Below are 13,002 nucleotides of genomic sequence, written 5' to 3'. Positions count from 1 at the left end.
ATCCATGCGTTTTTTATTAATTTAATGAAGGAGAATTACTTTTCGTCTTTCTTATCTTCGTCAGAGTTCTTGTCTTCTTCCTTCTTATCGTCTTTTTCTTCATCCTTCTTTTCAGATGGTGAAGTATATTCTTTACTATCGTCTTTTGCGGCATCCTTAGCATCAACAATTACGAGTTGACCATCCTTCATTTCAGCAACAAGGTTCTTTGCATCGAGGTGGTCAAGATAGTAATCAGTTACCTTATCACGGATTTCACGTTCGATAACCCGACGAAGAGGACGAGCACCCATGGCTTCATCGTAACCTTCATCAATAAGGTATTGCTTTGCAGTATCAGTAACCCTAACATTCATGCCCTTCTTAGCCAATGTCCGGTTAACTTCAGCAAGCATTAAGTCAACGATTTGCTTCAAGTCTTCCTTAGTCAAGCTGTGGAATTCAACAATAGCGTCGAACCGGTTTAAGAATTCAGGACGGAAGTAAGTAGTCAACTTCTTAATCAAGTCTTCTTCATCTTCGTTCCGACCCATCTTAACTGGAGCATCGTTGGAATAGCCGGCATTTGATGTAGCAATGATAACAGTATTCTTAAAGTCAATAGTGTTACCTTGTCCATCAGTTAACCGACCATCATCAAGCACTTGAAGCAAGAGGGTGATAACTTGTGGGTTAGCCTTTTCAATTTCATCAAGAAGAATAATTGAATAAGGGTGACGACGAACCTTTTCAGTCAAGGTATTACCGTTGTCTTCGTAACCAACATAACCAGCAGTAGCACCGATCATCTTAGATACGGCTGTCCGGTCAGAGTATTCAGACATATCTAACCGAATAATGTCATCCTTGCTACCAAACATATCAAGGGCTAGTTGCTTAGCAAGTTCAGTCTTACCAACACCAGTAGGTCCAACGAAGAGGAAACTACCAATTGGTGAATCGCCTTCGTCAAATCCAGCACGATTACGACGAATAGCACGAGCAACTGCTTCAACAGCTTTGTCTTGGCCAATAACCTTGCCTTTAAGCCGCTTTTCCATGTCCTTTAAACGTTCAACGTCACTAGCACCAATCTTGGAAACTGGAATACCAGTCATTCGTTCTACAGCCTTAGCAACGTCTTCTGGAGTAGCAGTAACCTTTTCAGATTCAGAGTTTTCACTCAATTGCTTCTTCAAGTCAGCAATCTTTTCCTTAGCATCTTGGGCAGCCTTGTAATCTTCTTTCTTAGCAGCCGCTTTTTGCTTCTTTTCTTCTGCTTCGATATCTTTTTCAATTGCCTTAGCATCACGTGCTGGGTGCTTTGCTGCTAAGTGAGCAGCGGTCATATCGATTAAGTCGATAGCCTTGTCAGGTAATGCGCGTTGTGGCATGTATTGAACAGAGTAATCAACAGCAGCTTGGAGAACGTCATCTGGTAACTTTACATTGTGGTGACGTTCGTACAAGTCACGGATACCTTTAAGGATGGCCAATGTATCAGCTTTGCTTGGAGCATTAACCGTAACAGGATTGAACCGCCGTGCTAATGCAGCATCCTTCATAATAGTGTTCCGGTATTCATCTTGAGTAGTTGCACCGATAACCGTTAGTTCACCACGGGATAATGCTGGCTTAATAATGTCAGACATACCCTTGGAACCACTAGAATCACCAGTTGAACCGGCACCGATAATTTGGTGAATTTCATCGAAGAAGAGGATGATATTTCCAGCCTTCTTGACTTCATCAACCAACTTTTGCATGTTTTCTTCAAAGCTACCACGGTATTGAGTACCTGCTTCAAGGCCAGAAATATCGATACTGATAATTTCCTTGTCCTTGATAGCAGCTGGTACATCGCCGGAAACAATTGCTTGTGCTAATCCTTCAACAACAGCAGTCTTACCAACACCAGCGTCCCCAACTAATACAGGATTGTTCTTTGTCCGCCGGCTTAAAATTTCAGCTGTTTCTTGGATTTCCTTGTTCCGACCAATAACAGGGTCAAGTTCATGTTCACGAGCTTCTTGAGTTAAGTTTCGACCTAACTTGTGTAAGATACTGTCCTTACCTGCGTTAGGTTGAGGGCCAGGTTGCCCACCTTGTTGAGGATTTGCACCGCCTGGCAATTGACCAGTTCTACGATATTCAGCAAATTCTTCTGGTGTTACTTCACGACCATTGATTAGGTAACGCCGATTATCAGAATTGAAACCATTCATGCCACCCATTAATTGATTAAAGATGTCATTCATGTCGTTATCAAATGGATTCATTGGGTTTTGAGCCATATGCAATCCCTCCTCAATTAAATATAATATTTTGTTTTCTAAGTTTCGTAGTCTAAGTATTCTAGAAGTTAAAAGTTAACGCATTTAACTTCCTGTGGCTACAGCAAAGCCACAATCTCATTCGAGGTAATGCTCTTCTAGTTCTTTAAGGACCTTCCACATGCTCTTGTCCTGAGCACGAGCCAAGGCATCAAGATCACGCAGGTTAAGCGAGGTCGAACTAGACTGTGTTTTGTTAAACGATTTGTGTAAAGTCGTGTAGCCGTAACCGGAACGCTTGGAAACTTGATAAATGGTCAAGTGGTTAACTTCCAAATAATGTTTGATGTCGATCCGCATTGCTACCCACTTCCTTTACAATTAATATTATATCATATTTGTGGAGTAAGACAACAAAAAAGACACGAAAAAAATAAAAAAAATTGTAGAATATAAATCTAATATTAAATTAAAGGCGAATTAATAATCACAAACATTTTCACACTTTTTTTATATTTACATTTGTAATCAATAAATAATTTTGTAATTAATAATTTTTCTCAATCAACTCTTGACAAAAATTAAAAAAAAATTAGAATAATTAATAATCAGTTAATCAAAAGGAGGACACAATGATGTGCACTGCGACAATTCACTTGAATCAAGCGTATGTCTTCTGGTTTAGCGCGATTACCGTCCGCTAACCAGCAGTGATTTTATCATTGTGATGTTCCCGGATGACCCCCAAACATCCGAGAGCCTCTTTTATACTCATTCCAATCTGATCAAGAAGCCCTGGATGTTTTTCCTATAGCATTCAGGGCTTCTTTTTTCTAAATCTACATATTATATAGGAGGAATTTATCATGCCAACTACTAAAAAAGAAATTCTCAATCGTCTTAACAATAATTTCGCTAAACTCACTCCTGGCGGGATCCGCGAATTTGATTACCAAGTCAGCGCAATCCCTGGCATCATTAAACTAACATTAGGTGAACCAGACTTTAATGTGCCAGCCGCAATGAAGCAGGCCGCAATCGATAGCATCAATGCCAATGATTCACACTATGCTCCGGGAAATGGGACCTTAGCACTACGCCAAGCAATCGCTCACTTCATGCAAGATCGTTACGAGCTGGAATACGATCCGGAAAACGAAATTGCTGTTACAGTTGGTGCAACAGAGGGAATTTTCGCTTCTCTTTCTACTATTATTAATCCTGGCGATGAAATTATCATTCCAACCCCAACTTTCCCCTTCTACATGGCTGTCACAAAGATTCTGGGTGGGATTCCGATCGAAGTTGATACAAGCAGCGATGATTTTGTTCTCACACCCGCAAGACTCCAAAGCGTACTAGAAGAACATCCTAACGCAAAAGGACTAGTTCTTAACTACCCCTCCAACCCAACTGGTGTTACTTACACCCAAGACCAAATTAAAGCACTAGCCGATACAGTTAAATCAACTAACCTGATTGTAATTGCCGATGAGATTTACTCTGAACTTGTTTACGGGGCTACTCATACTTCAATTGCTAATTCCATCCCCGAACAAACGCTAATTTTAAATGGTGCCTCAAAATCACATGCAATGACTGGTTACCGAATTGGTTTTATCGCTGGGCCGCAAGAATTGATGAAATCAGTCAGTGCCATTCACGCGATGTTAGTAACCGCGGCTTCTAATCCAGCAATGGCCGCTGCAGTAGCCGCATTTGGTACTAACGAAGGAAAAACAGCTACTCAAGAAATGAAAAATGCCTATGAGCAACGACGAGATTTTGTTGTTAATAGCCTCCAAAAATTAGGGTTCGAGCTGATTAATCCCCAAGGAGCCTTCTACGTATTTGCCAAGATTCCTGAACAATATGGTAATGATGACCTTAAATTTGCGACAGATCTTGCCAATGAAGGAAAAGTTGCTGTGATTCCTGGTTCCTTCTTTGGAGCTGGCGGCCAAGGATATGTTCGAATTAGTTACGCAACCAGTATGGAAAATCTAACCGGAGCTCTTGATAACATTGCATCCTTCATTAACAAGGAGAATTAACATGACAAAAATCTTGATGACTAGTGTGCGGGACGATGAACAAACCGCCATTAACGAATACGCAAAAGAACACAATATCGAAATCATCACAACGCCGAAATTGATTGACGATGCTGTTGAATTAACGGTCGATGTTGATGGACTCGTGATTCAGCAACGTAGTAAAGTTCCGGCTGATATTTATGAAAAGCTCCATACCAATGGGCTCAAACAGATTGCAACGCGGACAGCTGGATTTGACATGGTCGACATCAAAAAAGCTAACGAAAATGACCTAGTCGTGACCAATGTACCAGCATATTCACCGCGGAGTGTCGCCGAGTTTGCATTAATGCAGATTTTCCGGTTACTTAGGAAAACTTACCGCTTTGACCACCAAGTCGCCGAAAATGACTTCCGCTGGTTTAGCGATGAACAATCGACTGAAATTCATACTGCCACGATTGGGATTATTGGTGTTGGACGCATTGGCGGAACCCTGGCAAAACTTCTTCATGCATTGGGTGCTACCGTTCTAGGATATGACACGAATCCGCGCACTGACCTCGATGAAATTGTCCAGTTCGTTTCTAAAGAAGAATTACTAAAGCAAGCCGATATTGTTAGTCTCCATGTCGATTTAAACCCAACTTCTAAAGGGTTGTTAACTGCTAACGACTTTGCAATGATGAAACCAACTGCCGGTTTGGTTAATGCTAGCCGTGGTCCAGTCGTTAATACAGCTGATTTAGTTGCGGCCCTTAAAAAAGGAACAATTGCAGCGGCCGCCCTTGACACTTTTGAAGGTGAAGAAACGGTGGCGGCCACAAATCGCCGAGAAAAAGGGCTTGACGATCAGCCGCTTGTTAAAGAATTACACGAAATGGATAATGTCATTCTTACTCCCCACATTGCCTTCTTTACTAATTTAGCTGTCAAAAACATGGTGGATATTTCACTTGATGATGTGATGACAATCCTTAATGGCGAAAAATCACCACATGAAATCACCTTATAATTGAGCACCCTCATTGACCAAAAGTATCGTCTCGATTACACTATGGGTATTAAAGGAGGGAACGGCTATGAGTAAATATAAAGTAACAGCAACTAAGACAACAACGGGAATGCAGGTTTCAGCCAGTACGCGTGGCTTTGAAATTACATTTGATGAACCAGAAAGTACAAATACGGGGATGAATCCAGTAGAAATTCTCCTTGCATCATTTGGTGCCTGCCAGGCAATCACTGCCCAAGCATTAGCTAAAAAACGTAACTTTGATTTACGAGCTTTTTGGGTAACAATCGAGGGTGATCTTGGTCGTGAAGATGTTGCTGATGGTAAGAATGTTCGTAAATTTACTGAGATCCGTTACCAACCACACCTTCGCAGCAGCGAGTCTGATGAAGACATCAAGAAGTTCCTCGCTGACGTTGCCGCAAAGTGTCCCGTGGAAAACACCCTAACTTACGGAACAAAATTTGTTCAAGATGGATTTGTAAAAGTTGATTAGTTAAAAAAACGCCTTGGATTTTTCCAGGGCGTTTTTCTAAATAGGCAACCTATACGAATTCTGTAAATTATTAAAAATAGTACAAATCAGAATATAATAACCATGAGTAAAAGGAGTAGTCTCTATATCTTATAAGTTCAACAGAAAATACTATCAAAGCGTAAACTTTTATTTCTGAATAGTTACCATTATTCTGTGGTTTGTTTCATTCCTTTTCTCATCTCCTCTATTGACCTTTTAGTCCGTGGAGCCTTTCTAATCTATTCATGCATTCTCTACTAGTTTAATCACAAAAAATAGGAGTATTCTAGGCATTCGTCTAAGCTACTCCTATTTATTTTCAAGAAAATTGGTTAATGCTTTTAACTGGTGGATTATAGAATGAAGTTAGCCACCCAGTTGGTGGTAAATAAAAAACGCCATTCGGCGTGACATCAGGTATCATATTAAGTGAACCAAACCTATATGAAAGGATGTCCGTCAAATGACGCACTTAAATGATACCATGTCTACTAGTTTATTGACTACTCATAAAAAGAATGCTCATCTTACTAAAGAAGAACGTGTGATGATTGCGACTTTAAAGTCGCAAGGACTTTCCAATCGCGCAATTGGTCGCCAATTAGGAGTTAATCATCAAACAATTAATAACGAGCTCAACCGTGGTACGGTCCGCCAACTTCGTCGTCAAAAATCTAATGGTAAGATTTACGAATATTCTTACTACATCTATAGTTATGAAGCTGGTCAGGCCACATATCTTGAACATCACCGCCATTCTGGTCGTCGTCGCTTATATTATTCTTCAAAGCAATTTTTACGATTAGCTGATCAGCTAATGCTTGGTGAGTTTGACGACCACCATTACTCCCCACAAGCGGTTATTTATAAGGCTCGAGATTTAATGAATGATGGCACCCTGATCCCAAAGTCGGTTGTAACTTTATATCAATGGATTAATGAGGGTGTGCTTCGTACGTCCAATTTAGACCTCTTTGAAAAACCTAAACGTAAGCATCATCGAACTCATCCGCAAGCTAAAAGGTGCTTAGGGCCTAATATTGCTCAACGACCTCAAACTGCGGACCAACGGTCCGAAATTGGCCATTGGGAACTAGATACAGTTCAGGGACAGAAAAACGGTAATGACAGTGTTGTACTAGTAATGACTGATCGCCTTTCACGAGTTAATATCACGAGTAAAATTGCTGGTAAAACTGCGCATGCAGTAAATCAGTTCTTTATAAATTTACGCCAGAAAATGGGCACAGATGCTTACTATCGCATCTTTAAGACAATAACCTCTGACAACGGTTCAGAATTTAGTGAGTTAACACAAGTTCACGATCATGTTTTCTATGCTGATCCGTATTCCCCTTGGGAACGTGGATCCAATGAGATCAATAACCGGTTTCTCCGCAAGGAGATTACCAAAGGTGAAGCTATAAATAACTATAGTAGTGCTCAGATCATAGCGACTAATGATTGGATGAATCACTATCCACGAGCTATGTTTAATGGACATTCGTCAATGGATATCTATCGTAAGGCCTTCTACCAAGAGATATCACAGCTCCATCAACCAATAATCAATTGGTCAGTATTATTTATTTGAGTCCAGTGGCTAACTTATTCTTGAAATTTAGGATCTTCATTTTAATAGCTTTTTTGAAAAGTTAAAAGAAAAACGAGGACCTGAGCTAATCCCAGTATCCTCGTTTCTTATGATAAAATGACCAATCAATTTTATATTTCGGTCGCTTGACCTGCCACCAAGTTCGTAACTGTTTTGCCCGAAACTGGTAACGTTCAAATTCATCATGCTCAATTCTTTTTTCATTAGGCAATGTCAGCCGTGCTTCATTCACTATCCTTGCACTTGCTTTTCCTTGCATCACTAAAATGCATATTCCTGCCATTGCTCCTAAAAGAATTACTTGATAACCTCGTATGCCTATCTTAAATCAAATCCTTTAATTCTTATGCCATTACACTTCATATTTACTACTATACCATCGTTAACAACGATAAATAATAATCTAAACAAAACTCAAGAAATTCTTTATTTATGATATGGAAGGCCATTGATGATGGTAAAAGCACGATAAATTTGTTCGCTTAAAACTAAACGCATTAATTGATGAGGCAAGGTAAAACGCCCAAACGAGATTTGAGCATCTGCCCGTTTTAATACTGCTGGACTTAAGCCTAACGAACCGCCGATCACAAAAGTAATATCACTGTGACCATAAGTTGTTAATTTATTGATCTCTTTTGCAAACTCTTCAGAAGAACGTTCTTTGCCTTTAATCGCTAAAGCATACACATATTCGCGATCTTTGATTTTATCAAGAATTCGTTCCCCCTCCTTTGCCATTACTTCATCCATTTCTGCTTGGCTTAAAGATTCAGGCGCTTTTTCATCAGGAACCTCAACAATTTCAAATTTACAATAACGTCCAAGTCGTTTAGCATATTCGGCAATTCCCGCCTTAAAATACTTTTCTTTTAACTTACCCACACCAACAATTTTTATATTCAAGATATCCACTACCTTCCACAGTTTATCCACAAAGTTATCCACAGGCCAGTGTAGATTTTTTTACTTTTCCCGAATGTTCGGTTAATTTTTTGTTGAAAAAGCGTTTTCTTAAAAATTACTTATCCACAGTTATCTACAGGAACAATCGTTCAGTAATGATTCTGTAATACCTTGGGCCCGTAAACGTTGTTACAGTGATTATACAAAGAATTCCACTTATCCACAAATACACATTCAACTTGTGGATAAGTTTTGAACAATAAATCTTATTGATATACCAACATTTATAAAATTACTTTAAATTTACTGTTAGTTATCCACTGACTTATCCACAAGCAATTTCACATTATTATTTTAACGTATTTCTAACGATTTACAACACAATCTGTGGTAAATATACCACGGAATGTTACCTAGCGAATGTTAGCTTCTTCAATTTTTCTTATTATTCGGAATTTTCCCACTATCTTACCTAAAGACGGTTCCATGTTGTTCTGCTTCTCGTTGAAAATCTGCTGGAACTTTTATTCCTAACTTACGTGCCTGCTTTAAATTAAGAACCGGTTCTCCATGATGGTAATTATTAACTGCCATCTGTCCTGGTTTTTCACCTTTCAAAATACGTGCTGCCATTTTTCCGGCTACTTTTCCTTGCCCGTACTGGCTAAGACTAATCGAAGCTACTCCACCATCTTTTACCATTGTATCAGCACTCGGGAAAACAGGTTTATTGACCGCATCTGCATTTTTCACCAATACTCCCATTGATCCAGCAATTGTATTGTCACTAGGAACAATAACCGCGTCTACTTTACTCAACATTGTTTGTGAAGTCTGATTAAGTTCATTAGCATTAGCATTCGCAATTGTATAAGTTTTTAAGTTTACATGTAATTTATGCGCTGCTTTTACCATTGTTCGGTACTGACTTTCAGAAGAGGTATCGCTCGATGTGTAGATTACTCCCAGGGTCTTTATGTTTGGTATAAATTTCTTTACTAAGGCAATCTGCTGTTCACTTGGATTTACATCATGAACCCCTGTAACGTTTCCTTCTGGGTGTTTTTCATTCTTTACTAAGCCGGCACCAACCGGATCACCAATTCCCCCATTACAATTGGAATATCCTTTGTCGCATTAGCAAGTGCTTGGCAAGCTGGGGTGGTAATACCAACGACTACTTTCGCATGATCATTCACTAATTTATTTGCCATAGTATTTAAATTTCCCTGATCACCATTGGCATTCTGGTATTCAATTTTGATATTCTTGCCGTTTCGGTATCCTTCTTCTGCTAATCCGACAACGACCCCCTTTTGAATCTGATCTAATGTTGGATGATGCATCATCGTTAAAATTCCTACCACTGGCTTTGTTGTCTGTTGATGAAGCCTTAAAAGTCCAAAATAACCACCAATCACAACAATTCCAATAACAATATAGCCCATAATTCGTTTCATCCCTATCTCCACCTTTCAAAATAAAAAGGAACTCCACGTTTCGGAACTCCCACTATTTATCCAGTGGAATAGAAAAAGCCCGTACGTGGAATCCGTACAGGCCCTTATTTGTACATGATAAAGCAGCCAGTACAGATATAATCTGTGAATAAACCCAGGTCATATCTGTACTACAGCTATCCCTGAGTTACCGGCTTTGCCAACTATGATTTAATTGTAAAGTTTGATAGCTCATTTGTTTTACTCCTCTAAACGAATTACGTTCATTTTAATGATAAATCATTTAAAAGTCAATGAGATTTTTTTAATCAAGCGTATTGGTGGGCAATCTTTCCGCAAACAGCCGCCACAATCGCCGCGAGAATATCGTCAATAAATGTATTTACATGAACCTTATCATGGTCAAATTTGGCAATAATCCCGCTCTTAACCCGGTCAAAGTAACCAAAGTTTGTCGTCCCAATTGTTCCATAAATATTAGCAATTTGTAAAGCTAGGGTTTCATCTACCCCAAACACCCCAGCATCATTTCTTATAATACCTGCTAAAGGTTCATCTACTTTTCCTTCTTCGGTTAACCGATCAAGTTCAAGTGCTACCATTGCACTATTTAATAATTCACGCTTATGCATCGTATCAATTAAAAATTTTTGACATATTTCCAACGTCAAATCTGGTTCAAAGCCCTTTTGTGTCTCATACACAATCTTCGCAAGCTCTTCTAAGTTTACTCCGCGTTCTTCTAAACGATGTACTACAAATTCATATGCTTTTGTATCTGGGTATTTAAACCGTGGATTATTCATTTTACCCACCATCCTTTATATTGATAACTAATATTATACCCTTTTTAATTAAGAGGCTTTTAATGAAAAAAGATCAGGAATGTCCATCCCTAATCTTAATTCATTAATTATTATCTTGTTGCGAGTCATCAGTTGACGTTGTATCAGCACTCTTTGTTAGATGCAAAGTTGCGGTATGTTGTTGACCATCACGGTAGTAAGTGACTTTAGCGGTTTGTCCAACCTTGTATTTATATAGGGCCGCCTTTAATGAACCCGCATCTGTAACTTGGGTATCACCAAGCTTTATAATGACATCATACTTTTTCAATCCAGCAGTATCAGCAACTGAACCACTATTCACATCCATAATCACTACCCCTTTGCTTACGCTTGTTGGTAGTTTTAAGACTGATTGCTGTTGATCAGAAGTAACATTACTAAGATCCACCACACTAATTCCAAGTGATGGACGAGTTATTTTACCATTCTTAATCAACTGGTTAATAATTGTCACAACTTCATTACTTGGAATGGCAAAACCAATTCCTTCAACTGAAGAGCCTTGTGTATCAGAAGCAAGCTTCATCGAATTAATTCCGATAACTTGACCCGCCATATTAATTAATGGACCACCTGAATTACCAGAGTTAATAGCGGCGTCCGTTTGGATAACCGATGTCAAAGTTCCATCAGTACCGGCTTTTAATGTCCGATCTTTTGCAGAAATAATTCCTTTCGTTACTGTATTAGCATATTCACTTCCCATTGGTGAACCAATTGCTAGCACATCCTGACCTGGAACAATCGAATTAGAGTTACCAAAGGATGCAACTGTCTTAACATTTGTAGCGTTAATCTTCAATACAGCTAAGTCGGTTGCAGAATCAGCACCAACTAAATCAGCATTAACTTTTTTACCATTGCTTAGAATTACTTGGAGCGCGTTTGAACCTTTGACAACGTGGTTATTAGTTACAACATAAGCCGAATTGCCACTCTTCTTGTAAATAACTCCTGATCCTTCACTAGCGGTTTCTAATTTATTATCGCTAGACGAATCACTGCTACTGCCGTTACTACTGTTGCCATAACCAAAAATTCCTAGCGTCCCACTTGATTGCTGAATTTTTTGTTTATTAATAACACTAACAACGGCTCCTTGGACGGACTTATAAGCTTGGGACGCTTCCCCGTTTAAGTCCGCCTTATTCTTATTAACCTTCGTACCACCAGACTTATTAGAGCCAGCTGGGACTCGTGTACTTGTTACTTCTTCATGATGTTGTACTAGGTTATTAATTCCTAATGCGATTCCACCACCAATAAGACCAGCAAATAAGCCGACAATAATTACGCCTAGCCACAACCGATCTTTAAAAGCTTGTTTTATCCTATTCATCAATTAAACCCTCCACTAAGTTAAAGAATCACTATCTTCAAGTTACAATTTAAATAGGCAGATTGCAAGAAATAACTTGAACAAAGTTAGTGACGCAGATTACGCAAAAAGATCTCAATTGGTGTGCGCCAGTTTAAACATTTGAGTGGCCTGGAGTTCAAATACCAGTTAATTTGAATTAACTCATCATCAGTGATTTCCTCAATCGGTTGACCTTTGGGGATAAAGCGTCGTAGTACTCGGTTGCGATTCTCATTACTGCCCCGTTCATGTGGAGAATAAGCATGCGCAAAGTAGAGGGGAATCCTGGCCTGCTCTTCAATTAGCTTGTAGTTAGCGAATTCTTTCCCATGGTCAACAGTAAGGGTCTTGAGATTATCTTCTAACTGGTTAGCTAATTCTAAAATGGCCTTGGTCATTGAGGTACTATCTCGTCCCTGAAGCCGTTTAACGATGGTAAGACGACTCTTACGCTCGACAAACGTAGCTATTGCTTGACCTTTACGCTTTCCAGATAAAACTGTATCTGCTTCAAAGTGACCTGAGGTATGACGGTCAATAACTTCAGCGGGACGATCTTCAATGGAACGTCCATGGCTAAAAGTCCCACGGGTTTCTATGGCTCGTCGGCGGCGAATTCCATGGTCAGGTAAATCAGCCACGCCAATATCCAATACTCCTTGATCAATCCAGTTGTAGATGGTCTTGTAGGCGATTCTAACTACATGAGCCACTTGTTCAATCGACCATTTTTGGATCTTAATCTTTTCTTCAATTAATCGCTTGAGGTTAGTCGTTAAGATGGTTTTACGCCCACGATGACTAAGTTTAGCTTCATGATCAGCTTGAACTTTAACTGCGTGATATTCACCAGTCAAACGATGAACCTCATTAAAGATCGTGGTTTTACTGAAGCCAAGGTAATCAGCGATGTATTTAAGGGAGCGGTTTTCATAACGAAGAGTTTCGATGACAACACGGTCTTCAAATGATAAAATAGTGGTGCCCATAAAG

General features: G+C 39.4%; 11 protein-coding genes and 1 pseudogene. 4 read left to right on the top strand and 8 right to left on the bottom strand.

What is annotated here, in order from left to right; genetic code table 11:
• Nucleotides 1-35 precede the first annotated feature (35 nt).
• Nucleotides 36-2,273, bottom strand: coding sequence for an ATP-dependent Clp protease ATP-binding subunit (locus SH603_RS01215; protein WP_321533982.1), 2,238 nt, complete (start codon nt 2,271-2,273; stop codon nt 36-38).
• Between the two features lie 117 nt (nt 2,274-2,390).
• Nucleotides 2,391-2,612 (bottom strand): transcriptional regulator, encoded by a 222-nt coding sequence (locus SH603_RS01210; RefSeq protein WP_169471885.1) that lies wholly within the window; start codon nt 2,610-2,612, stop codon nt 2,391-2,393.
• Between the two features lie 506 nt (nt 2,613-3,118).
• Here SH603_RS01210 and SH603_RS01205 point away from each other — a divergent pair.
• From SH603_RS01205 to SH603_RS01190, 4 genes are all read left to right on the top strand, one after another.
• Nucleotides 3,119-4,306 (top strand): aminotransferase class I/II-fold pyridoxal phosphate-dependent enzyme, encoded by a 1,188-nt coding sequence (locus SH603_RS01205; protein ID WP_321533981.1) that lies wholly within the window; start codon nt 3,119-3,121, stop codon nt 4,304-4,306.
• A 1-nt stretch (nt 4,307) separates the two neighbouring features.
• Nucleotides 4,308-5,303 carry a D-2-hydroxyacid dehydrogenase gene (locus SH603_RS01200; protein WP_321533980.1) on the top strand — a complete coding sequence of 332 codons (996 nt, stop codon included), beginning with the start codon at nt 4,308-4,310 and terminating at the stop codon, nt 5,301-5,303.
• A gap of 67 nt (nt 5,304-5,370) precedes the next feature.
• The gene (locus SH603_RS01195) at nt 5,371-5,799 is read left to right on the top strand and encodes an OsmC family protein (RefSeq protein ID WP_169471888.1); all 429 of its coding nucleotides are present in this window, start codon (nt 5,371-5,373) and stop codon (nt 5,797-5,799) included.
• Between the two features lie 484 nt (nt 5,800-6,283).
• A complete protein-coding gene (locus tag SH603_RS01190) occupies nt 6,284-7,414 on the top strand; it encodes an IS30 family transposase (RefSeq protein ID WP_013923736.1) in 1,131 nt (376 codons plus the stop codon).
• Between the two features lie 85 nt (nt 7,415-7,499).
• Here the strand turns inward: SH603_RS01190 and SH603_RS01185 are convergent, their stop codons facing one another.
• The 6 genes and pseudogenes from SH603_RS01185 to SH603_RS01160 all read right to left on the bottom strand — a co-directional run bounded on the left by SH603_RS01185 (nt 7,500) and on the right by SH603_RS01160 (nt 12,998).
• A complete protein-coding gene (locus SH603_RS01185; protein ID WP_019253754.1) occupies nt 7,500-7,718 on the bottom strand; it encodes a hypothetical protein in 219 nt (72 codons plus the stop codon).
• 143 nt (nt 7,719-7,861) lie between these two features.
• Complete coding sequence (gene rlmH / locus SH603_RS01180) at nt 7,862-8,341, bottom strand: 23S rRNA (pseudouridine(1915)-N(3))-methyltransferase RlmH (RefSeq protein WP_169471303.1); 480 nt, start codon at nt 8,339-8,341, stop codon at nt 7,862-7,864.
• A gap of 468 nt (nt 8,342-8,809) precedes the next feature.
• A pseudogene (gene trpX / locus SH603_RS01175) lies at nt 8,810-9,801 on the bottom strand (tryptophan ABC transporter substrate-binding protein).
• Between the two features lie 308 nt (nt 9,802-10,109).
• A complete protein-coding gene (locus SH603_RS01170) occupies nt 10,110-10,607 on the bottom strand; it encodes a phosphatidylglycerophosphatase A (RefSeq protein WP_011953352.1) in 498 nt (165 codons plus the stop codon).
• Between the two features lie 103 nt (nt 10,608-10,710).
• The gene (locus tag SH603_RS01165) at nt 10,711-11,988 is read right to left on the bottom strand and encodes a S1C family serine protease (RefSeq protein WP_321533979.1); all 1,278 of its coding nucleotides are present in this window, start codon (nt 11,986-11,988) and stop codon (nt 10,711-10,713) included.
• Nucleotides 11,989-12,074: 86 nt separating this feature from the next.
• The gene (locus SH603_RS01160) at nt 12,075-12,998 is read right to left on the bottom strand and encodes an IS30 family transposase (protein ID WP_321533978.1); all 924 of its coding nucleotides are present in this window, start codon (nt 12,996-12,998) and stop codon (nt 12,075-12,077) included.
• Between the last annotated feature and the right edge of the window lie 4 nt (nt 12,999-13,002).

Source organism: Limosilactobacillus reuteri (assembly GCF_034259105.1).
In the GTDB taxonomy this organism is placed as follows: domain Bacteria; phylum Bacillota; class Bacilli; order Lactobacillales; family Lactobacillaceae; genus Limosilactobacillus; species Limosilactobacillus reuteri_G.
This window is presented reverse-complemented; position numbering and strand designations above follow the sequence as displayed.

Excerpts from the sequence above, each read along its gene's own strand:
- SH603_RS01185 (WP_019253754.1), bottom strand. The coding sequence starts at position 7,718 with ATGGCAGGAATATGCATTTTAGTGATGCAAGGAAAAGCAAGTGCAAGG.
- SH603_RS01195 (WP_169471888.1), top strand. The coding sequence starts at position 5,371 with ATGAGTAAATATAAAGTAACAGCAACTAAGACAACAACGGGAATGCAG.
- SH603_RS01200 (WP_321533980.1), top strand. The coding sequence starts at position 4,308 with ATGACAAAAATCTTGATGACTAGTGTGCGGGACGATGAACAAACCGCC.
- SH603_RS01190 (WP_013923736.1), top strand. The coding sequence starts at position 6,284 with ATGACGCACTTAAATGATACCATGTCTACTAGTTTATTGACTACTCAT.
- SH603_RS01205 (WP_321533981.1), top strand. The coding sequence starts at position 3,119 with ATGCCAACTACTAAAAAAGAAATTCTCAATCGTCTTAACAATAATTTC.
- SH603_RS01215 (WP_321533982.1), bottom strand. The coding sequence starts at position 2,273 with ATGGCTCAAAACCCAATGAATCCATTTGATAACGACATGAATGACATC.
- SH603_RS01210 (WP_169471885.1), bottom strand. The coding sequence starts at position 2,612 with ATGCGGATCGACATCAAACATTATTTGGAAGTTAACCACTTGACCATT.
- SH603_RS01160 (WP_321533978.1), bottom strand. The coding sequence starts at position 12,998 with ATGGGCACCACTATTTTATCATTTGAAGACCGTGTTGTCATCGAAACT.
- SH603_RS01170 (WP_011953352.1), bottom strand. The coding sequence starts at position 10,607 with ATGAATAATCCACGGTTTAAATACCCAGATACAAAAGCATATGAATTT.
- SH603_RS01165 (WP_321533979.1), bottom strand. The coding sequence starts at position 11,988 with ATGAATAGGATAAAACAAGCTTTTAAAGATCGGTTGTGGCTAGGCGTA.